The following is a 21879-nucleotide window of genomic DNA, read 5'->3' as shown; positions in this document are numbered from 1 at the left end:
GCTCACGGGTTCCGTTCCCATTTTTGACACAACAAACTGACAGACGGTTCCGCTTTTCACAACATCGACCAGGAGAATCACAATGAAAAAATCATGGCTGAACGCGCTGACGGCTGCGGGTACCGCGGTCGCGCTGTCCGCGACGCTCGCGGCAGCGAGCGCCCGGGCGGCGGATGCGCCGGGCATCGCGTTCGTCTATCTGGGCAACCCGGGCGACGCGGGATGGACCTTCGCCCACGACGCGGGCAGCAAGGAAGCGGAGGCGAAATTCGGCAACAAGGTCAAGATCACGCGCGTGGAGAACGTGCCGGAATCGGCGGATTCGGAGCGCGTGTTCCGCGATCTCGCGAACAAGGGCAACAAGGTCATCTTCGGGACGAGCTTCGGCTACCAGGACTTCCAGTTGAAGGTCGCGAAGGACTTTCCCGACACGATCTTTCTGACCGCGACCGGCTTCAAGAAGGCCAAGAACTTCGGCACGTACGACGTGCGGATGTACCAGGGCGCGTATCTGGCGGGCGTCGCGGCGGGTTACGTGACGAAGACGAACACGCTCGGCTTCGTGGCATCGGTGCCGATTCCCGAGGTGATCCGCAACATCAACGCGTACACGATGGGCGCGCGTTCCGTGAATCCGAAGATCCATACGAAGGTCATCTGGATCAATAGCTGGTTCGATCCGGGCAAGGAAAAGCAGGCGGCGGAAACGCTGATCGGCCAGGGCGCCGACGTGCTGCTGCAAAACACCGATTCGAACGCGACGCTCGCGACCGCCGCCGAAAAGAAGGTGTTTGCGTTCGGCTGGGATTCGAACATGAAGAAGTTCGGCCCGAGCGCCCATCTGGGCTCGGTCGTCGCGCACTGGGGCGTGTACTACAACGAAGTGATCCAGCAGGTTCTGGACGGCAAGTGGAAGAATGACCCGGTGTGGCTCGGCATGCCGCAGAAGGCGGTCGATCTGGAAGACCTGAACAGCGGCGCGATCCCCGCGAAGGCGATGCAGGCGGTCGCGGCGAAGCGTGACGAACTGCACGGCGGCAAGTGGGACGTGTTCACGGGTCCGATCAAGGATCAGGCGGGCGCGGAGAAGGTCGCGGCGGGGAAGATGCTGACCGATCCGGAATTGCAGCGCATCAACTGGTACGTGGAAGGCGTGGACGGGTCGCTACCGAAGTAAGCTCTCGTAGCGCGCTGGATCGAAAAGTAAGGCCGCGCTTCTTGCGAAGCGCGGCCTTTTTTGCATGTGGGCTTGAAACCGCGCGCGTCACTCTTCCAGGCGCAGCCCGACCTTCAGCGTAACCTGCCAGTGCAGGACTTTGCCTTCCTCGATGTGCCCACGGGTCTCTATCACTTCGAACCAGTGCATGTTGCGCAGGGTCTTGGACGCCTTGGTCAGCGCGACACGCACGGCGTCATCGCTTGACTGCGTCGACGAGCCGGTAAGTTCGATCATCTTGTATACGTGTTCCGACATGATGTTCTCCTTGGATTGAGGCGGATTGACGTGGCTTTCGATTTGCCACGATGTTGCAGCAAGACATGCGCCACGGTTCGGCGCGCGAGCGTGGGTGCAATCAATTAAAGGACATGAAGGGGCAGCGCCGAAAGTCGGAAAGACACTGACGCGTTTTGCTGCTGCTGCCCTGAAGGCGCAGGCGGTGATCGAGGGATTGGGATCGCCCGGGCAGAGGATGCCCGGGCATTGAAGATCAGCGCAGCGGTCGCGAGGCGGCGTCGCCTGCGTCCTGCCGGCGTGTGCCGCGACGCGTGCGCGCCGAGACCGTCGCACCGAATTCGCTCAGGATCTGCGTGCGGGCGCGGCTCGCAAACACAAGGAAACCGAAGCCGTTCGCCTCGTACCAGTAGCCGCCGTTCTCCAGTCCATCGAGCGGCTGTTCGAGCGCGTTCGTGATCGACTCGATGCAGCGGCGATGCAGTTCCTCGGTCGCCGGATAGGGCGGCTGGGCGCCGCGCACGCTGCATAGCAGGACGTCCAGACCGGGCAGGACGTGCGCATAGAGTACCGGCTCGTCCTGCGCGCGGGCGCGCGCGATCTTGGTGTCGAGCTGGCCGAACGCCTTGAAATGTCGAAGGACCGCGAGGAACGACTCGTCCCCGTCGACCTTCACGCGCTTACGCTTTTTCGGGAAGGACATAAAAATTCGCCTGAAAAAGAATTGCAAGAAACGCAGCGTCCTCATGCGGCCACTCCCGTCTTGCGGGCCGGACTTTGATCTTGGCACGTCGATCTTTTATAGCACATCGAAGTGGTCGGTTCACCGCGATTCGGTGGGACGCTGCACGTCGCCGGCTAACCGTCCGCCGGACGATGCACGGCGCGCACGAATCGTGCCGAAGACCTGCGGCGGCTCGCTTGGCATCAGTCTCAATAATAGTCCCGCAATTCCGCGCGCGACGAAAAATCTCGAAGAAAAAAGCTGCGGAGCGTACGAATATGCCTCGGCAAATCGCCTGCCGATGCAAAAAACCCGGCGGAGCGCGGGTCGTTGGCGATACGCACACAGGCGGTACGTGCGGGCGAATCTCAGAGACGCGGCGAATTCTTCAGGGAATCGCGAATTTCGCGCAGTAGCAGCACGTCTTCGGGCGTCGCAGCGGGTTCCGTCTCGTTGGGCTTGCGCAGGTTATTGATGAACTTGACCATCAGGAAGATGATGAAAGCCAGCATGATGAAGTTGATCAGGACCGTGATGAACGAGCCGTATCCGAACACGGCGACGCCCGCCGTCTGCAGGTCTTTATACGAGCCGATATTGCCCTTGAACGTCTCCGGTATGGGCCCGAGCTTGACGAACAGGTTCGAGAAGTCGAGCCCGCCTGTCGCGAGCCCGACGACCGGCATGATCAGATCCTTGACGATGGAGTTCACGATGGTCGAGAACGCGCCACCGATGATCACACCGACGGCCAGGTCCATGACGTTGCCCTTCAGGGCGAAATTCTTGAATTCCTGAATCATGCTCATGCGCGGCTTCCTCCAGTAAAAAGTTCGCGACGATTGGCGCAAACAGGCAGCAAAGCTTGTGCCAAAGTTAAAGCGGACGAATATTCCTCCTTATTGCATCCGCGGGTGGAGCAGAGTCATGATAGCTAATCGGTCCCCATGACGCGCGCGGTTTTTGACGCGTTGAAAATTTCAGGCTTGCTGCGGCTGGGCCCGTCGCTCCGTTCGACCTGTACGTTTTACACCGGGCCTAACCGCGCATGCGATAGACGCGCCGAGAACAACGCGCTGACGCGCGACCGCCTTCGGGCATACAACCTGCTTATATCGACGGCCTGAGTCCGCGCGCGGTGTTTTACCGCCGCAGCGAATCCTCATGCCCGCTTTCGCCGCCGCGCTTCGCAAGAGAAGCGTGGCGCATCACCATCACCGAGAACCACCACTACATGCCGAACGATATCCGCATTGCCGAAGGTTCGCCGTTTCCGCTCGGCGCCACCTGGGACGGCGAAGGCGTCAATTTCGCGCTCTTTTCCGCCAACGGGACCAAAGTCGAACTGTGCCTTTTCGACGAAAAAGGCGAGAAGGAAATCGAACGCATCGAACTTCCGGAATACACCGATGAAGTCTGGCACGTCTACGTCCGCGGGCTGAAGCCGGGCACGGTGTACGGCTATCGCGTGCACGGCCCGTACGAGCCCGAAGCCGGTCACCGCTTCAATCCGAACAAGCTGCTGCTCGACCCGTACGCGAAGGCGCACGTCGGCGAGCTGAAGTGGGACCCGGCCGTTTTCGGCTACACGCTCAACGCCGATGGCGACGATCTCACCTTCGACGAACGCGACAGCGCGCCCTTCATGCAGAAGTGCCAGGTCGTCGACCAGACGTTCCAGTGGACCCACCCGACGCGCGTGCGCGTGCCCTGGGAACGCACGATCTTCTACGAAACCCACGTGCGTGGCTACACGAAGCGCCATCCGGCCGTGCCCGAGCACATGCGCGGGACGTTCGAGGGCCTCGGGCAGAAGGAAGTCATCGAGCACATCAAGAGCCTCGGCGTGACCTCGGTCGAGCTGATGCCGATCCATGCGTTCGTCAACGACAGCCATCTCACCGACCGTGGCCTGACCAACTACTGGGGCTACAACACAATTGGCTTTTTCGCCGCCGATCCGCGCTTTTTCGCGCGCGGTCCGGGTGTGGTCGCCGAGTTCAAGGAAATGGTCGACCGGCTGCACGAAGCGGGGCTCGAAGTGATCCTCGACGTCGTCTACAACCACACGGCCGAAGGCAACGAGCGCGGGCCGACGCTGTCATTCCGCGGCATCGACAATGCCTCGTACTACCGCCTGATGCCCGAGGAAAACCGCTATTACATCAACGATACCGGCACCGGCAACACGCTGAACCTGTCGCATCCGCGCGTCTTGCAGATGGTCACCGACAGCCTGCGCTACTGGGTGACGGAGATGAACGTCGACGGCTTCCGTTTCGACCTCGCGACGATCCTCGGCCGCGAGCCGTACGGTTTCGACGAAGGCGGCGGTTTCCTCGACAGTTGCCGCCAGGACCCGATACTCTCGAGCGTCAAGCTGATCGCCGAACCGTGGGATTGCGGCCCGGGCGGCTATCAAGTGGGTGGCTTCCCGCCGGGCTGGGCCGAATGGAACGACCGATACCGGGACACCGTCCGCGAATTCTGGAAGGGCGACGACGGCGTCGCGGCCGAGCTCGCGACGCGCATCACCGGTTCCGGCGACAAGTTCAACCATCGCGGGCGTCGTCCGTGGGCGAGCGTGAACTTCATCACCGCGCACGACGGCTTCACGCTGAACGACCTCGTCTCGTACAACGACAAGCACAACGACGCCAACGGCGAGGATGGCAAGGACGGCCATTCGGACAACAAGTCGTGGAACTGCGGCGCCGAGGGTCCTGCCGACGACCCTGAAATCCGCACTTTGCGCGAGCGTCAGAAGCGCAACATGCTCGCGACGCTGCTGTTCTCGCAAGGCACGCCGATGGTTCTCGCGGGCGACGAGTTCGGCCGCACGCAACAGGGCAACAACAACGCGTATTGCCAGGACAACGAGATAAGCTGGGTCGACTGGGAAGGTATCGACGATGACGGCCGCGCGCTGATCGAATTCATGCGCAAGCTGACGACGCTGCGCCACACGCTGCCGGTGCTGCGTCGCGGGCGCTTTTTGACCGGCGAATATCACGAAGATTTGCAGGTCGCCGACGTGAAGTGGCTGAGCCCGTCCGGCGACGAACTGATGCCCGAGCAATGGGACGACCCGTCGATGCGCTGCTTCGGCCTCGTCATCGACGGTCGCGCGCAGGCGACGGGCATCCGCCGGCCCGCATCGGACGCGACGCTGCTCGTGGTGGTGAACGCCCATCACGATGTCGTCGATTTCACGCTGCCGGAGGTGCCGGGCAGCGACCAGTGGAGCTGCCTAATCGATACGAACGCGCCGATCCGCGAAGAACTCGAAGACTTCGATTCGGGCGCGGTGTATCAGGTGACGGGGCGCTCGTTGCTGCTCTTCGCGCTGCATGCGCGCGGCGCGACCAAGCGCATCTTCAAGCGTCTGGAAGAAGCGTTGACGGACGAAGTAGAACCGGAAGGCGATGCGCCGAAGGGCTGAAGAGCGGATGGCGGGCCCTGCATGATGCGGGTCCGTCTCCCTTTCCCACAACCGCCATCCGGACGATGAACGAAACGAACTCGCCACACCGCGCCCGCTTCATCGGAGCGACATGATTTTCGACGCGATAGCACGCGTCGCGGGTTGGGATCAGCTCGAGCGCGTGTGGGAGTTCATCGTCGGGTTCTTCAAGTTTCTGTGGGCGCTGCTGCGTTTTCTCGGCGGCGGGTGAGCGCTGTATCGCACCAGCGGTCCGATACGCGCCGTCACGCAGCCGTTTGTGCGCGGATGAACATGCCGTGCGTGGCGATAAACGGATTGTTGCTCGCGAGCAGCTGCACGGCGCCGGGCCCGTACCCACGGTCCTTGGTGCCGCCGATATTCGCGAAGTGGCTCAGTTCATGTGCGATCGTCGCCTCGATAACGCGTTCGCTCGCTAGGCATCGTGTCCGGCAAACGATTCGATTGAATCATTGCTCATTTCGCGAGAGGCAATACAGGAGGCTATGCATCTCGGCATGAACGGAGCACAGAGGCCTGTGTGCAGGCGCTAAAAAACAAAACCCCGTCGCTTTCGCGACGGGGTTCGATTTGAGCGCTGCGAGGCCAGAAGCGCTTCTACGTATCGCGCCAGCTATCGTCGTTGTTGCTGCCGAGGTCAAGACCGCCGCCACCGCTGCCGTCGTTCCAGTCGTTCGAGCCGTTGCCGAGGTCGAGGCCGCCCGTGCCGTTGTCGATTCCACCGCCGGTGGCGCCGCCTGCTCCTAACGGATTGTCGGCAGAAGGCGTATCACGCTCGGACAGGGGGCCGCCGCGACCATGCGAAAGCACCTGACCGAGCAGCACGCCCGTGAGCAGGCCGCCCATGCCACCCATGCCGCCTCCGAAACCGCCGCCTTGCTGGATGATTACGGGCGGTTGCTGCTGCGGATACGGTTGTTGGGGATAGGGCTGCTGCGGCTGTTGTTGCGGATAAGGCCCTTGCTGATACTGCCCCTGCGGGTTGCGCCCGAAGCGCTCGGCTTCCTGCGCGTACACGGAATCGCCTTCACGCGGGGCGGGCGCCGCGTTCGAATCGACCCGGCCTTCCGCGCGCGCCTTCAAACTTTCGACGCGGTTGGCAAGATCGTCGACCTGATAGGGCGCGACCGGATTCTTGGCATTCGAGAGCCCCTCGACCAGCTCGCGCAACTGCTCCTCGACACCTTCGACTTCCTTCAACAACGCCTCGTGCCCCGGCGCGGTCGAAAGCCGCACGTCGAGCTTGAGCGTGCGCACTTCGTTGAGCAATTCCGTTGCGCGTTTCAGTTGCGCGCGACGATCGTCGGTCGCTCGGCCGTCGTCTTTCTCGCGGGCGCGCTTCAGGCCCCAGCGCAGCACGAGCGCGATAGCGCCGAACAGGAGCACGATGCCGATCCACGCCGCCGCCGATGCGCCGTGCTTCTCCTGCACGGGCGCCGGCGCCGGGTTGAACGGCTTCTGCGCGACGCTGCCGGTGTTCGCCTGCTGCCCGCCGGGCACGTTCGCGACGACGCCCGCGCGATTCGCGTCGCCGCGAATGCGCGCTTCCGTCGCGGCGAAGCGCATCGGGTCGGTGAACTTGAGCTGCGGATCGAGCGATTTCGCCTGCCGCAAGTGGGCGAGGGCGTCGTCGTAGCGGCCCTCGCGATCGAGCACCTGCGCGTACAGATAGTGCGCATGCGCGTTATCCGGATGCGCCTGCAGGACCTCGGTCAGGCCGGCGTCGGCTTTCTGCCAGTTGCCCTGCGTCATCGCCTGTTCGATTTGCTGGGCGCTCGGCACGGCAAACGCGGCCGACGACGTAACCAGCAGCAGCGACGCCGCGAGAGCCGTCAAAAGTTTTTTCATGATGCGGACCGGACGCGATAAACGCCCGTCTCCAATCGATGACACATTCCCGTGCGACGCGCGGCAAGCCCGGAAGTTCGCCGCGACCGCCCGGTAAGGTTACTGCGCAGGCGTGTTCAACTGCTTCTTCAGCGCTTCGAGCCGGTCCTCGACGGACGGGCCGCGATGGAGTTCAGCAAGCTTGTCGTCGAGCGCCTTGCCGGACTTCTGGTCGGCGGAATTGAGCCGCGCGTCCGAGCGGGCATTGGCAAGCTGCACCTTGTCTTCCAGCTTCTGAAAATCCTCGGACAGATTCTTCCCGCCGATGCCGCCGAGCGCCGTCGCCGCGACGTCCTTGGCCTGCGCGATCTGCTGCTTCGCCTGCAGGATGTTGGAGCGCGCGTTGAGGTCGTTGCGGCGCTGGCGCATGTCGGTGATCTGCTGCTTCAGATGATCGACCGACGGCACGAGTGTCGCGAGCTCGCCCGCGAGCGCGTCGCGTTCGGTTTCGGCGTTGGCTTGTGCCGCGAGCGCTTCACGCGCCAAGCCTTCGTCGCCGGATTGCAGCGCGCGCTTCGCGCCGTCTTCGTACTTTTTCGCTTTCTCGGCGGCGACGTCGCGCTTGCTTTGCTGCGTCGCGACCTGCGCCTCGATTTCGATCAGCGCGTTTTCCGCCTTGGCGATGCTGTCATCGAGTTCGCGCACGATCTGGCGTGAATCGCGCGTCGGGTCCTGCATGGTGTCGGCGGCGTCGTTCAACAGGCCTTTTACGGTACGCGTGATGGAATCCAATAGCGACATGTGTTTCTCCTTGATGAAGGCGGACGTTCGCGCGTTGCGTGATGGCGAACCGTTCGTGCGGCGCGTCTTCCTGACGCGCCACGTAAATTCGGGCCGGGCGCGCGAATTGCAAGCACGAGCTTCAATATTTCACGCTTTTGCCGGCTATCTTGCGTCTTCTATTAGAGCACGATGCGGCTTAAGCGGGTCTTAACCCGACGCCGGGCCAGCGTTAAGGAATGTAACGGCGGACGGCCCTTGCCATCGTGACAAACACAATCAGCGGAACAATCATGTCGAAGGTGCTCGTCGTTGCGTTTGCGGTCGCGGCCGTCGTGTTTCTCGTGCTCGACGGTCTCTGGCTCGGGGTGATCGGACGCGGTCTTTATCAGCGCGAAATCGGCGCGCTGCTGCTCGAGCAGCCGAACTTCGGCGCGGCAGCGGTCTTTTATGTGCTGTACATCGGCGCGATGACGTACTTCTGCGTGATGCCAGGCATCGCCGAATCGAGTGCGGCGCGCGCTCTGATCAACGGCGTGCTGTTCGGCGCGATCGCCTATGCGACCTACGACCTCACCAACCTCGCGACGCTCAAGGGCTGGAGCACGACAATCGTCATCGTCGATATCGCCTGGGGCGCGTTCGCGACGGCGGTGGCATCGGCGGCTGCGGTGGCGGTTTCTGCAAGGTTCGCGCCGTGACACGCGGATGACAAAGGCCTCGAATTACTTCGAATGACCGCCGGTTATCGACGCGCCTTCGCCGGTATCGCCGGATTCGGTGGATTCGTCGGATTCCGGCGTGGATTCGGGTCGGGGAGCCTTGGCGAGCGCCGCGGCCTTCTGCGCGGCCGCCGCATTGACCGCCGCGTTGACGGCTGCCGCCTTCGCCTCGCGTGCGGCCGCTTTTTCCGCGACGTGACGCAACGCGACATTGAGTGCATCGGGCGTTTTGGGCGCCCGCAAACGGTCGACGATGCCGGCGACCTTGATCTGCTCGCTCGTCGCGTTGTAGTTCAGCACGGCCCGCCGCATGAGCTCGCTCACGCTGATGCCGAGGCCATCGGCCGTGTTGCTGATGGCGAGTTTTTGCGCGGGTGTCACGAAAACAACGATGCGTTCGCTGGGTTTGGTAGACATGAGCGGCTCGCAAACAGTAAGGCGATTGCAAAGAAGCGATGCGACAAAGTTACCGCAAAGGGCGGCGCCGGGCGAGTTCGTTCGACCGCTGAACGGCGCATCCATCATATCGTTTTGCGCTTCTGCGTGGTGAGCCGCCGTTTTGCGACGAAAACGCGTCATGAGGCGAAAGTCGCGCGCGCTCAATGACTTGGGCATTTTCTCATACGGTTGTCCACAGCGTGCTCAACAGAATGTGTGGGTAACTCGTCCGTGCGCAGTCGCACCGGGAAAGTCATTTGCTTACAAAAAAATCGGACGCTTCCGGTAGATCGTCGCTCGAATTCTTTAAAATGCGCTGTTACCCTGCGCGTGGGCCGACAAGCGCTCGCTTTAAGTCTCGGGTCTCCGGCCGCACTCATAGCGCATCGCACTGTCTATCAGTGAACCACTGCGAGTGAACCACTGCGCGCCTTCACCGTCATTCATCGCTCGCGCGGCCCGCAGCTGCGCGAAGCGCGGGGCGCAAGCCTCGAGTGCCAGCATTACGCGCCCCGCAGGGCGCCGAACCATCGAAGTCAATGCCAATCATCAAACGACCGAACCCTTCGAACCCCTCGCGCGACGTCCGCCATTACATCGGCCCCGGCGATTCCAACGATCGCAACGACCGCAATGACAGAAACGATCGCAATGACCGCCGCGGCCGCGACGAGCCAAAGCGGCGCTCGTTCCCCGGAGCCGTCGTGAAGTGGATTGCCGGGCTCTTTGCGATCGGCGCGGTGCTCGGCGCACTGATCATTGGCTATGCGCTCGTCGTGATGGGGCCGAATTTGCCGTCGCTCACCGTGATCACCGACTATCGGCCGAAAGTGCCGCTGCGCGTCTATACGGCCGATCACGTGCTGATCGGTGAGTTCGGCGAGGAGCGTCGCAGCCTTGCGCGCTTCCAGGACATCCCCGACTCGATGAAGAAAGCCGTGCTCGCAATCGAGGACTATCGCTTCTACGATCACGGCGGCGTCGATTTCCTCGGCATCCTGCGCGCGGGCGTCACCGACGTGATGCACGGCGGCGCCTCGCAGGGCGCGAGCACGATCACGATGCAGGTCGCGCGCAACTTCTTTCTGTCGAGCGAGAAGACCTACACGCGCAAGATCTACGAAATGATGCTTGCGTACAAGATCGAGAAGGCGCTGACGAAGGATCAGATTCTCGAGCTGTACATGAACCAGATCTATCTGGGCGAGCGCGCCTATGGCTTTTCGGCTGCGGCGCGCGTCTATTTCGGCAAGGACCTGAAGGACATCACGCTCGCCGAGGCAGCGATGCTCGCGGGCTTGCCGAAGGCACCGTCGGCGTATAACCCGGTCGTGAACCCGAAGCGCGCGAAGATCCGCCAGCAATACATCCTGAAGCGCATGCTCGACCTGAAGTACATCACGCCCGAGCAATATCAGCAGGCGGTCGCGGAGGAACTGCACACGAAGTCGTCCGGGACGGAGTACGGCGTGCATGCCGAATACGTCGCGGAAATGGTGCGGCAGATGATGTACGCGCAGTACAAGGAAGAGACCTACACGCGCGGCCTCACGGTCACGACGACCATCGATTCCGCCGATCAGGACGCCGCCTACCGCGCCGTGCGCAAGGGCATCATGGATTACGAGCGGCGCCACGGTTATCGCGGGCCGGAAGGCTTCGTGAACCTGCCGAAAGACGCCGACGACCGCGATCAGGCGATCGAAGACGCGCTAGTCGGTCATCCGGACAACGGCGATCTCGTTGCCGCCGTCGTGACGGCCGTAAGCGCCAAGCAGGTGACGGCGGAGTTCGTCGGCGGCGATCCGGTGAACATTTCCGGCGACGGCCTGCGCTTCGCCGCGCCGGGGCTGCGCAACAATGCGTCGGCGGCGTTGCGCGTCAAGGTCGGCTCGATCGTGCGGCTCGCGAAGGACGCGAAAGACAACTGGCAGATCACGCAGTTGCCGCAGGTGGAAGGCGCGCTTGTGTCGCTCGTGCCGCAGGACGGGGCGATCCGCGCGCTCGTCGGCGGCTTCGATTTCAACAAGAACAAGTTCAACCACGTCACGCAGGCGTGGCGCCAGCCGGGTTCGAGCTTCAAGCCGTTCATCTATTCGGCTGCTATCGACAAAGGCCTGGGACCCGCGACCATCATCAACGATGCGCCGCTCTATTTCCCGCCGACCACCCCCGGCGGCCAGGCCTGGGAGCCGAAGGACGACGACCAGCCCGACGGCCCGATGTCGATGCGTACCGGCCTGCAGCGCTCGAAGAACCTCGTGTCGATCCGCATCCTGTCGTACATCGGCACGCAGTACGCGCAGGATTTCGTCACGAAGAACTTCGGCTTCGATGTCGACAAGACGCCGCCGTATCTGCCGCTCGCACTCGGCGCCGGGCTCGTCACGCCGCTGCAGTTGAGCGGCGCGTACTCGGTGTTCGCGAACGGCGGCTATCGCATCAATCCGTACCTGATCGCCGAAGTTTCGGATGCGCGCGGCACCGTGATCTCGCGCACCGATCCGCTGACTGCGGGCCGCAACGCGCCGCAGACGCTCGATCCGCGCAACGCGTACATGATGAACAGCCTGCTGCATACGGTCGCGACCTCGGGCACCGGATCGGGCACCAACGCGCTCAAGCGCAACGACCTGCAGGGCAAGACCGGCACCACCAACGACGCGAAGGACGGCTGGTTCGCAGGCTATCAGCGCTCGCTCGTCACGGTCGCTTGGATGGGCTACGACCAGCCGAAGACGCTCGGCAGCAAGGAATTCGGCGCGCAGCTCGCGTTGCCGATCTGGGTCGATTTCATGGGACGCGCGCTCAAGGGTGTCGCGCAGCAGCAGATGCCGAAGCCCGACGGCATCAGCAATTTCGACGGCGAGCTTTTCTACGCCGACCGGCTGCCGGGCAGCGGTTTCATCGCGAGCATCGGCATGGATGCGGCCGATCCGGCGGGTGCCGTGACGACGACTTCAGGTGGCGTCGGACCGGGCGGCATGCAGGCGCCGAACGTCGATTCCGACGAGCGCAAGCAGATCATGGATCTGTTCAGCAAGCACTGACCTTATTTGTTGTCGACGAAAAAAAAGCGCGCCGCAGGAGACTGCGGCGCGCTTTTCATTGTGCGGTCTTATTTCCCGAGCGCGGAGGCTGGTTTGACCGTGCAGGTCGTGCTGATCGTCGAGTGGTCGTCGAAAGAGAGCGTGAGCGGCACCGTCGAGCCGATCGCGAGCGGCTTCGGCGCGTCTTCGAGCATCAGGTGATAGCCCTTCGGCGCAAATCGCAACGTGCCGTGCGCGGGCACCTCGGCCGCCTCGACGTGCGACATCGTCGCCGTCGTGCCGCTTGTCTCGGACTTGTGCAGCATCGCCATGCCGAACGCGGGCGTCTCGGCGCCGACGAGGGACACGGCCTTGTCGCCGCCGTTCGACACCACGAAGTATCCCGACGACGGCAGGTTCGGCGGCATCGAACGAATCCAGCAGTCACTGACCGTGAGCGTTGCAGCGTGAGCGAACGGCGCGCCGAGCAGCGCGCCGGCGAGGACGATGATCTTTTTCATGCTGACCTCACTTGACCTTGAAGTTGTAATGGCCCTGCGTGCGATGGCCATCGGCGGCGACGGCCGTCCAGCTCACGCGATACGTGCCCGGCGCGAGGTCGCCGAGCGCGACGCTCATATGCTTCTTGTCGCTGGCATCGACGGCGGATTTGGCCGCGGTGACCGGCTTGCCGGCGGCATCGGTGACGTCGAGCTTGCTGAACGACGGTTCGAGCGCCTCGCCGAAATCGATCGCGACTTCGTGCGGCGCGCTGACGGTGGAGTCGGCAGCGGGGACTTGATGCTTCGGCACGGCGTGCGCAAAAGCGAACGGCGCGGCGACGATGAGGCTCGCGGCAAGTGCGCCGCGGAGGACTTGCGTTTTCATGATGTGTGTTCTCGCCTGATACGAGGTTTGTAGAGCGGCTGCTCGACGCAGCGCATGGAGCGGATTCAGGCGAAGGAGGGCGGGGCGCGGGGCTTGGCGGCGAGCATCGGGGCGTAGGGCGTCGTGGTGACGCGTCCCGTTGCAATGCGCGCGGAACCTTCGATCGATCCCACGCGCTGCGCGTGCTTCGGCGGCGCCATGAACGGCGTATGCGCGGTGAAGCTGCAATAGCCGCACGCTTGCCAATGTGCGGCGTGATCGTTTGGTGTCTGCTTCGCGTTCGAGGAGACATCGGTGGAACAGAACGACGCCAGCGTCGACTCGATGCGACCGCGTTCGATCATCTGCGATGCGGCAGGGACGAGCGTCGTCAAGAGGATCGCAAGCAATCCGACGATACCGCCGATCTTCCGTATCAGAACGCTGCGCATGATCGCGTGGGACACCGTGTGCAGAACCAGCGGCCGATTATGCCACGCGAGGCAAGGGCCGCTTGATGAGCACATGCGATGGATCGACGCATGTCACGACAAGCAAAAAACAAAAAGCCCGACTCGATTGAGCCGGGCTTTTTGCCTTGAAATCTTACTTGGTTGCGGGGGTAGGATTTGAACCTACGACCTTCGGGTTATGAGCCCGACGAGCTGCCAGACTGCTCCACCCCGCGTCCGTCGAAGAAAAGATTATAGCGCGGTGCAACGTTCACCGCAAGCTTTTCGAGATTGCACTGAGGTGCCAGGTGAGTGTCGCTTCGACATCTCATGGGATATCGAGAGAACTCGCGTTTTTCCAGGAGGCGTTCGCCGGATCGCCGAGGCCGCGCTCACGACCAATACGCTCGCATCGCCGTCAGAGTCGAGGAAGAGAGCGTGCTAGTTCATACACGGCAAGCGAGAAGGCATTTCCCGCCGATAACATCAGGCTGACACCCAAGCCTGTTGATCGGTCTGGTTCATGACGCTTGCTGTTCCCGCTGGCCCTGTGAGGCGGCCTTCGACACTATTCGCGGTTCGCGGTGGTTCGGAATCCGATCATTCTTGACCGGCAGAGTACAAACGGGCTTTGCACATGAAACTGATGGAAACGGCAGAGGAAGTCGTTCCAAGGCAAGTCCGCGTGGATTTACGGCTTGCCGGCTTTCGTGGTCATGTCAAAATGTGTGGCTCCAGGCGCGGGTGTACGACGGCCAGCGCTCTTTCAATCACCGTCAATTGAAAATCGACTGGACATCATGGACATCCCCCACGACCTCCACGCCATCGCCCACCAGGAAAAGACGCTCGTCTTCCCGCAGTTCGACTGCGACCGCGCCTGGCAAATCGGCTCGCAATTGCGCGAGATGGCCTATGCGCGCGGCGCGGCTGTCGCGATCGACGTGCGCATGTTCGGCCGTCATCTCTTCTTCGCCGCGCTCGATGGCACGACGCCGAACAACGCGTCGTGGATCGAACGCAAGTCGCGCACGGTCGAGCATTTCCGGTGCAGTTCCTACGCGATTGGTCTCCAGCTCCAGCAGCAAGGCACGACACTCACCGACAAATACGGCCTCTCCGCCGCCGATTACGCCTCGCACGGCGGCGCCTTCCCGTTGACGGTGGCGGACGTCGGCGTGATCGGTTCGGTGGCGGTGTCGGGGCTGCCGCAGCGCGACGATCATCAGATGGTCGTCGAGGCGCTCAGCGCCGTGCTCGGCAAGGATTTCGGCGCGCTCGCGCTCTCGCGGGAATAGGCCGCATGCGCTCGTTCGCGTATGGGCTGCTCGCGGTGGCGATCGTCGCGGAAGTCGTGGCGACGTCCGCGTTGCGCGCGTCGGATGGATTCACGCGGCTCGTGCCGTCGCTGATCGTCGTCGCGGGCTACGGGCTGTCGTTCTATTTGTTGTCGCTCACGCTGCGCTCGCTGCCGGTCGGCATCGTCTATGCGGTCTGGTCGGGCGCGGGGATCGTGCTGATCACGGCCGTCGCCGCGTTTCTTTTCAAGCAGGTGCCCGATTTACCGGCTGTTCTCGGCATGGGCCTGATCGTCGCGGGAGTTGTGGTGCTGAACGTGTTCTCGAAGGTGAGCGCGCACTAAAACCAAAAGCGCCTCCTTCGATCGACATAAAAAGCGCTTACTTGCAGCGTACGACCATCGAGCGGTTCTTGACGTTGGCGGAAATCACGTTCGTGATGCCGCCGCCCGTCGGGCCGCCTTCCTCGTTGTCCTTCGACACGATGTCGTAGCCCGTTGCGCCGCACGCGCGGCCGGCGAGCACGTAGCAGCTTCCCCAGCTCGATCCGGCATCAGCGCCGCTGCAGTTGATCGCGTAGCCGGTCTGGCCGTCGGGCAAATTGATGAGCGACGCGTTGTTCGACGACGCGCAAGCTGCAAGGCCGGCAGCCAAGAGCAAAGAGGCGCAAAGCGGCAGCCTCGACGATGTGCGGCGCATGCGCCGCGCGAATTCCTTCATGTGTACCTCGTGGATGTTCGGTGCGGAAAGGCCGTATTTTCCCACACGCGCCTTACGCGACCCGTAAGCGGTTGTTAGCGCAGGCGCGCGGTTTGCGGGGTGCCAGACAACGCATGAACGGGCGTTGATCGGCAATATGTACGCTATTTACAGAAATATTTGCCGATTGACGAGGATCAACGAAGCATACATAAGGAAAATGTCATGGCAGAACGAGTGAGCGGCCCGTACCGGGGCTATTACATCAGCGCGTCGGCGCGGCTGATACAGCCGCACGGCCTGCAGGGCAAAGGCGACGAAGCGCCCATCTACGTCGGCTCGGTGAGCGTGGCGCAGCACGGCCCCGACGATGCCCACCGCTTCGAGGCGCTCATCGATCTCGGCAGCGAACAGCGTTTCGCCACCGTCGACGAGGCGCTCGCGCACGTCGAAAAAGCCGCGCGCGCGTATATCGACCGGCTGTTGCCGTCTTCCTGATGCGACATCTGCACGTTCGCCACCCGCTCCTGCACGACATCGCGCAATGTCTGCTCGATCTCTTTCCGAGCAGCGCCGATGTGAGCGAAGTCGGCCCTGAACAGACGCCGTCGCTCTTCATGAGCTGGCGCACGAGCGGCGTCGCGAATCATCCGGGTAACGTCGCCTGGGGCGTGCATTACCGCTTCGATCCCCAAGTGCTGCGCGCCGGCCCCGAGTTCACCGACGACGCCCGGCGTGCGATGTGCAACCGCGTGCGCGAATTGAGCCGGCATCTGCGTTTCGATTACGCCGATCCGACGGCGACGTCGCTCTTCGTGGTCGACGTCCCGGCGGCGCCGGTCGAGGCATAACAGGTAGACCGCGCCGCGCGCTGGCGAGTACCATATGCGCCACTTCCCATGCGACGTAGTTGTATCCGCGTCGAGTCACGAGGCGATCATGGTCATTCAGTTTCCCCCGGACGCTCCCGATTACCACGGTTCCAACCTGACGATCGTCTTCGCCGCGCTCGTCGATGGAGAGCGCGTAACGTGCGCGATCTCGGTCGAAGCGCTCGAAGATCACTTCGATACACCGAGCTGCGACAGCGACGGCTGGATCCGCGCGTTCGATTCCGGCCGCCCGCGCATCGAAGCAGTCGCACGCGAACATCTGCGCGTGAGCAACGGCTCGCCGGTGCTTTTGAAGAGTGGCCACTTTCCTCCCGGAAAAGTTGTCGCATAGGCAAGGATTACACCACCGTGTAAGCCGTTTATCCCGCGTCGGGCACATCCGACCGTACTTCAGAAATCCTTAGCAAAACCCCCGCACCGTCTCAACGCGCGGCCTAATTTGCGATTACCATTCAAGAACAGTGCGCCGCGAAAATGCGATTGGCGCGGCACGCCGCTTGCTGGCCGGGATTCGCTTGGCGGCCGGAAGCTCAAATATAAAAATCGCGCGGGGGTTGTCATGTTTCATACCTTGATGAGTTCGCTCGTCGAGTTCAGCGCTTTCTGGCTGATCTGGGCGGCGGTCGGTTTGTTGTTCCTGGCGGTTTGCATCGTGGTGGCATCCGCCATCACGAGCGATCCGGAAGAGCCGCTTCACGGCGCCACGCAAGCAGCCGACGAAGAACGCAAGATGATCGTCTGAGCGTTCGGCCGGGCTGAACGACCGTCAGCCCGGACTCACTTTCGAGAGTGATCCGCATGGGAATCCAGGAACGACGGACCGAGCAGCGGCAGGCGGTGCGCGAACGCATCCTGGATGCGTCGCGTGACATCGTCGGGCGCGAGGGCTTCGCCGCGCTTTCCATGCGAAAGATCGCGGAGGCGATCGACTACTCGCCCGCCGCCTTATACCTGCATTTCAAGAGTCGCGCCGATATCGCCCAGGCATTGCGCGCGGAGGGCCACGCGCAGCTCTTCGCGGCCTTTGCGCCGCACTCGACGATCGTCGATCCCGCCGCGCGTCTGAAAGCGATGGGGCGCGCCTACGTCGAATTCGGGCTCGAACACGGCGAGACGTATCGTCTGATGTTCATGGAGCCGTCGAGCCCCGCCGATACCCCCGATTTCCCGAACGCCGCCGCGGCGCACGCTCTGATGACCGATGCCTTCGTCGAACTGCGCGCGGCGGGCCGCTCGCCAGCGCGCGCGCCGGCGGCCGCCTGCGCGGAGGCGCTGTGGGCGAACCTGCACGGCATCGTCGCGCTGGCGCTCGCGCGCTCGGCCTATTTGCAGCATTTACCCGGTTCCAGTCATTCCACGCACGCCGCGCTGCCTGAAGCGCTCGGTGCAGCGCCGGCCGAAACGCTCGCCGAGCTTTCGCTCGACGCGTGGTTCGGCCACGACGCTGAAACCGCCGAACCCGCGTTTTCAGTCCGTGGCGTGAAACCCGAACAGACCCCTATCCACCGATGAGAACCGACGACATCCGCATCGAAACCGCCAACGGACTGGGCTTCATCGCGCTCGACCGGCCGCAGGCGCTGAACGCACTGACGACAGGCATGCTCCACGCGATCCGCAACGCGCTTGGCGACTGGCGCCACGATCACGCGATCCGTGCCGTCGTGGTGTACAGCCCGCACCCGCGCGCGTTCTGCGCGGGCGGCGACATCCGCTATCTGTATGAATTGGCGAAGGCAGGGGAGCGCGCTGCCATCGACAAGTTCTTCACCGACGAATACCGCCTCAACCATACCGTCTTCACCTATTCGAAGCCGTATATCGCGGTGACGAACGGCGTCGTGATGGGCGGCGGAGTCGGCATTTCGCAGGGCGCGCACCACACGGGCGGCCTGCGCATCGTGACCGGCTCGACGAAGATGGCGATGCCGGAAACGCGCATCGGGCTCTTTCCGGACGTCGGCGCGAGCTGGTTTCTCGCGCGCGCGCCGGGCGCGATCGGGCGTTACATGGCGGCGACCGGCGCGACGATCGGCGCCGCCGATGCGCTCTACGCCCGTCTCGCCGATGCATACCTCGACGACGCCGCGCTCCCCGAACTGATCGAATCGCTCAAGCGCGAGCGCCTGAACGACGCCGTCGACGTGGTGCGTTTCATCGAAGCCGCGTGCGTGAAACACAAGGTCACGCCGACGCCGGACGCGAGCCCGCTCGCCGCCGCGCGCGCGCAGATCGACAAGCACTTCGCGACCGGCGACGGCGCGGCGATCCTGGCGTCATTGCAGAAGGAAGCTGACGGCGGCGCCTCGGCCGACTGGGCCGCGCAAACGATCGCCGAATTGCGCGAACGCTCGCCGCTATCGATCGAAATCGCGCTGGAACTCGTCGATCGCGCGAAGCTCTCGACGATGGCCGACACGCTGCGGCGCGATCTCGACCTCACGCACAACATCTTCGAGCACGGCGACGTGGTGGAAGGCATCCGCGCGCGCATCGTCGACAAGGACAACCAGCCGGTGTGGAAAGTGCCGCGCATCGAGGACGTGACGCGCGACGGGGTGAAGCGGATGTTCGACAGTCCGTGGACGCGCGAGCACCATCCGCTCAGGCTCTTGAAGGATTAGCGCTCCGCGTGGCCCGCCATGAAGGCGCGCATGAACACCAGCGCGCCCCAGCCCCACATCGCGTTGGTTACGAAACCGAGCGCGAGGCGCGGCAGCATGTTGCCGCTCGGCCAGATGCCGCGCGCCGGATCGACCACGAACACGCTCGCCGCCGTCAGCACGATGCCGCCGAACACGAGCGCGCCCACCCACGGCGCGTGCCGCTCAGGCGAAACGCGCAAAAGCCACGCCATCAGAATGCCGAACACCGAGCTCCAAAGCGCGTTCGCGAGGAACGTCGGGATGCCGAGCGGCAGGAACGGGTCGGTGGAGAAGCCGGCCGGCTCGAAGAGACCGGCGGCATGCAGCAGTGCGAGAGTCGATTCGCGAAAAAACAGGGCAGCGAGAAAACCCGAAACGAACGGCAGTATGACTTTTTGCATTGAATGGACCGCGTAGGGCGCTAGCCGCCGCATTTTTAAGATGAGCGCCATTATAGAGGGCGCCTGTCTGTAAAAAGCGGTGGAAAAAGCGTCGGCGCATGGCTGCTCCAGCGTCGGCCTAATCACGAAAGTGGAAAACCTAAGCTGGAAAAAATCGTTCTAATCGACAAGTCGCATCCATAGACTGTTTCCAGAGCGAGACGGAGCGGCCGTCTCACGTAAAACGCGCAGCCTCGGCACATCAAGCGCGAGCACAAGGAAACAGCACCGATGTCCTATGTAGTGTCGATCTCCGGAAGTCCTGCCGTTCAGTCGCGCAGCACCTGGCTGCTCTCGCTTGCCGAAAGCGCGCTGCGCTCGCGCGGCCTGACGGTGCGACGCATCGATGCCCGCGCGTTGCCGCCCGCCGCGCTGATGCACGCCGACTTCGCGCATCCGGCGATTCGCGAGGCGCTCGAACTGATCGAACACGCGCAGGCGGTGGTGATCGCGACGCCGCTCTACAAGGCGTCCTACAGCGGCCTCATCAAGACGCTGCTGGATTTGCTGCCGCAGACGGGTCTCGCCGGCAAGATCGTCCTGCCGATCGCAACCGGCGGCTCGCTCGCGCATCTGCTCGCGCTCGATTACGCGCTGAAGCCGGTGCTGTCGTCGCTCGGGGCGCGGCATCATCTGACGAATGTCTTCGCCTCCGACGCCGACATGCCGAGGAGCGACACCGGCTACACCGTGCACGCCGAGACCGCGCAGCGCGTGATCGCCTCGGCCGATGCACTCGCGCACGCGCTCGGCGAACAGGCGCAGTTGCGCGAATGGCGCTCGAAAGCGGCCGTTGCGCCAGCGCCCGCGCTTGCCGGACTCGTGCCCTGCGCGACCTGACCGTTATTTAAGAATCTTCCAAGGCCCGCTGAACGCATCGTCCGGCGGCGCCGCTGCACGCCATTTCCATACAGATCGTCTCGCAGGAGTTTTCCGATGAATGTCTTCTGGTTCATTCCGACCCACGGCGACAGCCGCTATCTTGGCACGACGCAAGGCGCGCGCGCCGCCGACGCCGATTATTTCCGCCAGATCGCCGTCGCCGCCGACACGCTCGGCTACGAAGGCGTCCTGCTGCCGACCGGCCGCTCCTGCGAGGACGCGTGGGTCGTCGCGTCGAGCCTGATTCCGGCGACCAAACGCCTCAAGTTCCTCGTCGCGATCCGGCCGGGGCTGTCGTCGCCGGGATTGTCGGCGCGCATGGCGTCCACCTTCGACCGGCTCTCCGGCGGACGGCTGCTCATCAACGTCGTGACAGGCGGCGACCAGGCGGAACTGGAAGGCGACGGCGTCTTCCTCGATCACGACACGCGCTACGAAGTCACCGACGAGTTCCTGCACATCTGGCGTCAGTTACTGGAAACGTCGCACACGAACGATTCGATCGATTTCGAGGGCAAGCACCTCACGTCGAAGGGCGGCAAGGTGCTGTATCCGCCGGTGCAGAAGGCGCATCCGCCGCTGTGGTTCGGGGGATCGTCGCCGGCGGCGCATGAGATCGTCGGCGATCACATCGACACGTATCTCACGTGGGGCGAACCGCCCGCCGACGTCGAGAAAAAGCTCGCCGACATCAAAAAGCGTGCGAAAGAGAAGGGCCGCGACATCAAGTTCGGCATTCGCCTGCATGTGATCGTGCGCGAAACCGAGGAGGAAGCCTGGGCCGACGCCGACAAGCTCATCAGCAAGCTCGACGACGACACCATCCAGCGTGCGCAGGCCACTTTCGCAAAGATGGATTCCGAAGGCCAGCGGCGCATGGCGGCGCTGCACGGCGGCCAGCGCGACAAGCTCGAGGTCTATCCGCACCTGTGGGCGGGCGTCGGGCTCGTGCGCGGCGGGGCGGGCACGGCGCTCGTCGGCAATCCAGAGCAGGTCGCGGGGCTGATGAAGGAATACGCGGCGCTTGGCATCGATACGTTCATTCTGTCGGGCTATCCGCATCTGGAGGAGTCGTACCGCTTCGCCGAACTCGTCTTTCCGCTTTTGCCGCGCGAGCAAAAGGAACGCGTTTCCGGGCCGCTATCGGGGCCGTTCGGCGAGATCGTCGGCAATTCGTATTTGCCGCGCGCGTCGCAAAGCTGACAGCGAGGAGCGTCGAACGTGTCTCATATCGATATCGCCCAGCCGGGCGCCTCCCAGCGCGCCG

General features: G+C 63.3%; 26 protein-coding genes and 1 tRNA gene. 14 read left to right on the top strand and 13 right to left on the bottom strand.

Annotated features, from left to right (window positions below):
* Positions 1-82: 82 nt before the first annotated feature.
* Positions 83-1177, top strand: a complete 1095-nt coding sequence (locus AWB67_RS09720; RefSeq protein ID WP_087656024.1) for a BMP family ABC transporter substrate-binding protein — start codon at positions 83-85, stop codon at positions 1175-1177.
* An 87-nt stretch (positions 1178-1264) separates the two neighbouring features.
* Here the strand turns inward: AWB67_RS09720 and AWB67_RS09715 are convergent, their stop codons facing one another.
* The 3 genes from AWB67_RS09715 to mscL all read right to left on the bottom strand — a co-directional run bounded on the left by AWB67_RS09715 (position 1265) and on the right by mscL (position 2986).
* On the bottom strand, positions 1265-1474 hold the full coding sequence (locus AWB67_RS09715) for a dodecin (RefSeq protein WP_087656023.1): 210 nt from the start codon (positions 1472-1474) through the stop codon (positions 1265-1267).
* Positions 1475-1709: 235 nt separating this feature from the next.
* On the bottom strand, positions 1710-2201 hold the full coding sequence (locus tag AWB67_RS09710; RefSeq protein ID WP_087656022.1) for a hypothetical protein: 492 nt from the start codon (positions 2199-2201) through the stop codon (positions 1710-1712).
* A gap of 344 nt (positions 2202-2545) precedes the next feature.
* A complete protein-coding gene (gene mscL / locus AWB67_RS09705) occupies positions 2546-2986 on the bottom strand; it encodes a large conductance mechanosensitive channel protein MscL (RefSeq protein ID WP_087656021.1) in 441 nt (146 codons plus the stop codon).
* A gap of 425 nt (positions 2987-3411) precedes the next feature.
* Here mscL and glgX point away from each other — a divergent pair, with 425 nt between their 5' ends.
* Positions 3412-5619 (top strand): glycogen debranching protein GlgX, encoded by a 2208-nt coding sequence (gene glgX, locus AWB67_RS09695; RefSeq protein ID WP_087656119.1) that lies wholly within the window; start codon positions 3412-3414, stop codon positions 5617-5619.
* Between the two features lie 266 nt (positions 5620-5885).
* On the opposite strand, the gene AWB67_RS41780 is transcribed toward glgX, so the two are convergent.
* The 3 genes from AWB67_RS41780 to AWB67_RS09680 all read right to left on the bottom strand — a co-directional run bounded on the left by AWB67_RS41780 (position 5886) and on the right by AWB67_RS09680 (position 8268).
* Positions 5886-6029 carry a hypothetical protein gene (locus tag AWB67_RS41780; RefSeq protein ID WP_374729810.1) on the bottom strand — a complete coding sequence of 48 codons (144 nt, stop codon included), beginning with the start codon at positions 6027-6029 and terminating at the stop codon, positions 5886-5888.
* Between the two features lie 208 nt (positions 6030-6237).
* Entirely contained in the window at positions 6238-7488 is a 1251-nt protein-coding gene (locus AWB67_RS09685) for a tetratricopeptide repeat protein (RefSeq protein ID WP_087656019.1), read from the bottom strand.
* Between the two features lie 99 nt (positions 7489-7587).
* Complete coding sequence (locus AWB67_RS09680; RefSeq protein WP_087656018.1) at positions 7588-8268, bottom strand: PspA/IM30 family protein; 681 nt, start codon at positions 8266-8268, stop codon at positions 7588-7590.
* Positions 8269-8540: 272 nt separating this feature from the next.
* On the opposite strand from AWB67_RS09680, the gene AWB67_RS09675 reads away from it, so the two are divergent.
* A complete protein-coding gene (locus AWB67_RS09675) occupies positions 8541-8948 on the top strand; it encodes a DUF2177 family protein (RefSeq protein ID WP_087656017.1) in 408 nt (135 codons plus the stop codon).
* Between the two features lie 24 nt (positions 8949-8972).
* Here the strand turns inward: AWB67_RS09675 and AWB67_RS43330 are convergent, their stop codons facing one another.
* The gene (locus AWB67_RS43330; RefSeq protein ID WP_087656117.1) at positions 8973-9386 is read right to left on the bottom strand and encodes a plasmid mobilization protein; all 414 of its coding nucleotides are present in this window, start codon (positions 9384-9386) and stop codon (positions 8973-8975) included.
* A gap of 560 nt (positions 9387-9946) precedes the next feature.
* Between AWB67_RS43330 and AWB67_RS09665 the strand changes: the two genes are divergently transcribed.
* Entirely contained in the window at positions 9947-12457 is a 2511-nt protein-coding gene (locus AWB67_RS09665) for a penicillin-binding protein 1A (RefSeq protein WP_087656016.1), read from the top strand.
* A gap of 68 nt (positions 12458-12525) precedes the next feature.
* On the opposite strand, the gene AWB67_RS09660 is transcribed toward AWB67_RS09665, so the two are convergent.
* From AWB67_RS09660 to AWB67_RS09645, 4 genes are all read right to left on the bottom strand, one after another.
* On the bottom strand, positions 12526-12957 hold the full coding sequence (locus AWB67_RS09660; protein WP_087656015.1) for a copper chaperone PCu(A)C: 432 nt from the start codon (positions 12955-12957) through the stop codon (positions 12526-12528).
* A 7-nt stretch (positions 12958-12964) separates the two neighbouring features.
* A complete protein-coding gene (copC, locus tag AWB67_RS09655; RefSeq protein WP_200822203.1) occupies positions 12965-13324 on the bottom strand; it encodes a copper homeostasis periplasmic binding protein CopC in 360 nt (119 codons plus the stop codon).
* A gap of 65 nt (positions 13325-13389) precedes the next feature.
* Complete coding sequence (locus tag AWB67_RS09650; RefSeq protein WP_159964814.1) at positions 13390-13755, bottom strand: DUF2946 domain-containing protein; 366 nt, start codon at positions 13753-13755, stop codon at positions 13390-13392.
* Positions 13756-13914: 159 nt separating this feature from the next.
* Positions 13915-13991: transfer RNA gene (locus AWB67_RS09645), tRNA-Met, on the bottom strand.
* 564 nt (positions 13992-14555) lie between these two features.
* Between AWB67_RS09645 and AWB67_RS09640 the strand changes: the two genes are divergently transcribed.
* Both AWB67_RS09640 and AWB67_RS09635 read left to right on the top strand, forming a co-directional pair.
* Entirely contained in the window at positions 14556-15053 is a 498-nt protein-coding gene (locus AWB67_RS09640) for a heme-degrading domain-containing protein (RefSeq protein ID WP_087656013.1), read from the top strand.
* 5 nt (positions 15054-15058) lie between these two features.
* On the top strand, positions 15059-15397 hold the full coding sequence (locus tag AWB67_RS09635; RefSeq protein WP_087656012.1) for a DMT family transporter: 339 nt from the start codon (positions 15059-15061) through the stop codon (positions 15395-15397).
* A gap of 37 nt (positions 15398-15434) precedes the next feature.
* On the opposite strand, the gene AWB67_RS09630 is transcribed toward AWB67_RS09635, so the two are convergent.
* Entirely contained in the window at positions 15435-15773 is a 339-nt protein-coding gene (locus AWB67_RS09630; RefSeq protein WP_087656011.1) for a hypothetical protein, read from the bottom strand.
* 204 nt (positions 15774-15977) lie between these two features.
* On the opposite strand from AWB67_RS09630, the gene AWB67_RS09625 reads away from it, so the two are divergent.
* The 6 genes from AWB67_RS09625 (at position 15978) to AWB67_RS09600 (ending at position 19269) form a co-directional block, all read left to right on the top strand.
* Positions 15978-16250, top strand: a complete 273-nt coding sequence (locus AWB67_RS09625) for a hypothetical protein (RefSeq protein WP_087656010.1) — start codon at positions 15978-15980, stop codon at positions 16248-16250.
* Positions 16250-16603, top strand: a complete 354-nt coding sequence (locus AWB67_RS09620; protein WP_235025091.1) for a hypothetical protein — start codon at positions 16250-16252, stop codon at positions 16601-16603. Before AWB67_RS09625 ends, AWB67_RS09620 begins: the two co-directional genes overlap by 1 nt.
* A gap of 88 nt (positions 16604-16691) precedes the next feature.
* Positions 16692-16976: a DUF1488 family protein gene (locus AWB67_RS09615; protein WP_087656008.1), complete on the top strand. Its 285-nt coding sequence runs from the start codon at positions 16692-16694 to the stop codon at positions 16974-16976.
* A 228-nt stretch (positions 16977-17204) separates the two neighbouring features.
* Positions 17205-17387, top strand: a complete 183-nt coding sequence (locus tag AWB67_RS09610; protein ID WP_087656007.1) for a hypothetical protein — start codon at positions 17205-17207, stop codon at positions 17385-17387.
* A 56-nt stretch (positions 17388-17443) separates the two neighbouring features.
* The gene (locus tag AWB67_RS09605; protein ID WP_087656006.1) at positions 17444-18157 is read left to right on the top strand and encodes a TetR/AcrR family transcriptional regulator; all 714 of its coding nucleotides are present in this window, start codon (positions 17444-17446) and stop codon (positions 18155-18157) included.
* Positions 18154-19269 (top strand): enoyl-CoA hydratase/isomerase family protein, encoded by a 1116-nt coding sequence (locus AWB67_RS09600; protein WP_087656005.1) that lies wholly within the window; start codon positions 18154-18156, stop codon positions 19267-19269. Before AWB67_RS09605 ends, AWB67_RS09600 begins: the two co-directional genes overlap by 4 nt.
* On the opposite strand, the gene AWB67_RS09595 is transcribed toward AWB67_RS09600, so the two are convergent.
* Positions 19266-19691, bottom strand: coding sequence for a hypothetical protein (locus AWB67_RS09595; protein WP_087656004.1), 426 nt, complete (start codon positions 19689-19691; stop codon positions 19266-19268). The genes AWB67_RS09600 and AWB67_RS09595 overlap by 4 nt on opposite strands.
* Positions 19692-19961: 270 nt before the next feature.
* Here AWB67_RS09595 and ssuE point away from each other — a divergent pair, with 270 nt between their 5' ends.
* Positions 19962-20570, top strand: coding sequence for an NADPH-dependent FMN reductase (gene ssuE, locus AWB67_RS09590; protein ID WP_087656003.1), 609 nt, complete (start codon positions 19962-19964; stop codon positions 20568-20570).
* A 96-nt stretch (positions 20571-20666) separates the two neighbouring features.
* The gene (gene ssuD, locus AWB67_RS09585; RefSeq protein ID WP_087656002.1) at positions 20667-21815 is read left to right on the top strand and encodes an FMNH2-dependent alkanesulfonate monooxygenase; all 1149 of its coding nucleotides are present in this window, start codon (positions 20667-20669) and stop codon (positions 21813-21815) included.
* Positions 21816-21879: the final 64 nt, after the last annotated feature.

The organism is Caballeronia terrestris, assembly GCF_001544515.1.
Classification (GTDB): domain Bacteria; phylum Pseudomonadota; class Gammaproteobacteria; order Burkholderiales; family Burkholderiaceae; genus Caballeronia; species Caballeronia terrestris.
The sequence above is the reverse complement of the archived record's forward strand: the minus strand, read 5'-3'. Positions and strand labels throughout refer to the sequence as shown.

Excerpts from the sequence above, each read along its gene's own strand:
- AWB67_RS09715 (WP_087656023.1), bottom strand. The coding sequence starts at position 1,474 with ATGTCGGAACACGTATACAAGATGATCGAACTTACCGGCTCGTCGACG.
- AWB67_RS09620 (WP_235025091.1), top strand. The coding sequence starts at position 16,250 with ATGCGACATCTGCACGTTCGCCACCCGCTCCTGCACGACATCGCGCAA.
- mscL (WP_087656021.1), bottom strand. The coding sequence starts at position 2,986 with ATGAGCATGATTCAGGAATTCAAGAATTTCGCCCTGAAGGGCAACGTC.
- AWB67_RS09675 (WP_087656017.1), top strand. The coding sequence starts at position 8,541 with ATGTCGAAGGTGCTCGTCGTTGCGTTTGCGGTCGCGGCCGTCGTGTTT.
- AWB67_RS09680 (WP_087656018.1), bottom strand. The coding sequence starts at position 8,268 with ATGTCGCTATTGGATTCCATCACGCGTACCGTAAAAGGCCTGTTGAAC.
- AWB67_RS09665 (WP_087656016.1), top strand. The coding sequence starts at position 9,947 with ATGCCAATCATCAAACGACCGAACCCTTCGAACCCCTCGCGCGACGTC.
- ssuD (WP_087656002.1), top strand. The coding sequence starts at position 20,667 with ATGAATGTCTTCTGGTTCATTCCGACCCACGGCGACAGCCGCTATCTT.
- AWB67_RS09625 (WP_087656010.1), top strand. The coding sequence starts at position 15,978 with ATGGCAGAACGAGTGAGCGGCCCGTACCGGGGCTATTACATCAGCGCG.
- AWB67_RS09720 (WP_087656024.1), top strand. The coding sequence starts at position 83 with ATGAAAAAATCATGGCTGAACGCGCTGACGGCTGCGGGTACCGCGGTC.
- AWB67_RS09610 (WP_087656007.1), top strand. The coding sequence starts at position 17,205 with ATGTTTCATACCTTGATGAGTTCGCTCGTCGAGTTCAGCGCTTTCTGG.
- AWB67_RS09595 (WP_087656004.1), bottom strand. The coding sequence starts at position 19,691 with ATGCAAAAAGTCATACTGCCGTTCGTTTCGGGTTTTCTCGCTGCCCTG.
- AWB67_RS09635 (WP_087656012.1), top strand. The coding sequence starts at position 15,059 with ATGCGCTCGTTCGCGTATGGGCTGCTCGCGGTGGCGATCGTCGCGGAA.
- AWB67_RS09710 (WP_087656022.1), bottom strand. The coding sequence starts at position 2,201 with ATGAGGACGCTGCGTTTCTTGCAATTCTTTTTCAGGCGAATTTTTATG.
- AWB67_RS09630 (WP_087656011.1), bottom strand. The coding sequence starts at position 15,773 with ATGAAGGAATTCGCGCGGCGCATGCGCCGCACATCGTCGAGGCTGCCG.
- AWB67_RS09605 (WP_087656006.1), top strand. The coding sequence starts at position 17,444 with ATGGGAATCCAGGAACGACGGACCGAGCAGCGGCAGGCGGTGCGCGAA.
- AWB67_RS09660 (WP_087656015.1), bottom strand. The coding sequence starts at position 12,957 with ATGAAAAAGATCATCGTCCTCGCCGGCGCGCTGCTCGGCGCGCCGTTC.
- glgX (WP_087656119.1), top strand. The coding sequence starts at position 3,412 with ATGCCGAACGATATCCGCATTGCCGAAGGTTCGCCGTTTCCGCTCGGC.
- AWB67_RS09600 (WP_087656005.1), top strand. The coding sequence starts at position 18,154 with ATGAGAACCGACGACATCCGCATCGAAACCGCCAACGGACTGGGCTTC.
- ssuE (WP_087656003.1), top strand. The coding sequence starts at position 19,962 with ATGTCCTATGTAGTGTCGATCTCCGGAAGTCCTGCCGTTCAGTCGCGC.
- AWB67_RS09650 (WP_159964814.1), bottom strand. The coding sequence starts at position 13,755 with ATGCGCAGCGTTCTGATACGGAAGATCGGCGGTATCGTCGGATTGCTT.
- AWB67_RS43330 (WP_087656117.1), bottom strand. The coding sequence starts at position 9,386 with ATGTCTACCAAACCCAGCGAACGCATCGTTGTTTTCGTGACACCCGCG.
- AWB67_RS09640 (WP_087656013.1), top strand. The coding sequence starts at position 14,556 with ATGGACATCCCCCACGACCTCCACGCCATCGCCCACCAGGAAAAGACG.
- AWB67_RS09685 (WP_087656019.1), bottom strand. The coding sequence starts at position 7,488 with ATGAAAAAACTTTTGACGGCTCTCGCGGCGTCGCTGCTGCTGGTTACG.
- AWB67_RS09615 (WP_087656008.1), top strand. The coding sequence starts at position 16,692 with ATGGTCATTCAGTTTCCCCCGGACGCTCCCGATTACCACGGTTCCAAC.
- copC (WP_200822203.1), bottom strand. The coding sequence starts at position 13,324 with ATGAAAACGCAAGTCCTCCGCGGCGCACTTGCCGCGAGCCTCATCGTC.